Origin of the sequence: Bacillus sp. SIMBA_074, from assembly GCF_046534555.1 — a bacterium.
In the GTDB taxonomy this organism is placed as follows: Bacteria; Bacillota; Bacilli; order Bacillales; family Bacillaceae_G; genus Bacillus_A; species Bacillus_A mycoides.
In genome coordinates, this window is sequence record NZ_JAWRYM010000495.1 from 1 (window position 1) to 273 (window position 273).

1 protein-coding gene is annotated in these 273 nt (G+C 52.7%); it reads right to left on the bottom strand.

All coding sequences use genetic code 11. The features are described 5' to 3' along the window. Nucleotides 1-273: TroA family protein (locus SB773_RS31725; RefSeq protein ID WP_486304315.1), on the bottom strand; the 273-nt coding region annotated here is incomplete at both ends.

Genomic DNA, 273 nt, shown 5'->3' on the forward strand with positions numbered 1-273 from the left:
CTTCGTAATCCAAGGTCGCCATACACGACATCAGAAATGCCTTGATTGCAGGAAGCGTATAAACGGTTCTTCAGAAACCGTACGGGAAGTACAGCCTCCTCACCCAATGCGCCAGCAACCACTTCCCGGGCAAGAGTGCTTCTGCGCTCATAGGCATCGATCCAGCTTTTCGCCTCTGTTTCCTCTCCGAGCTTGTCTGCCAGAGATCGCAGAGCCTTTTTCCAGCCAGCCTCCTCTTCAGATGGAAGCTCAAACGTTTCTGCAATTGCTGCG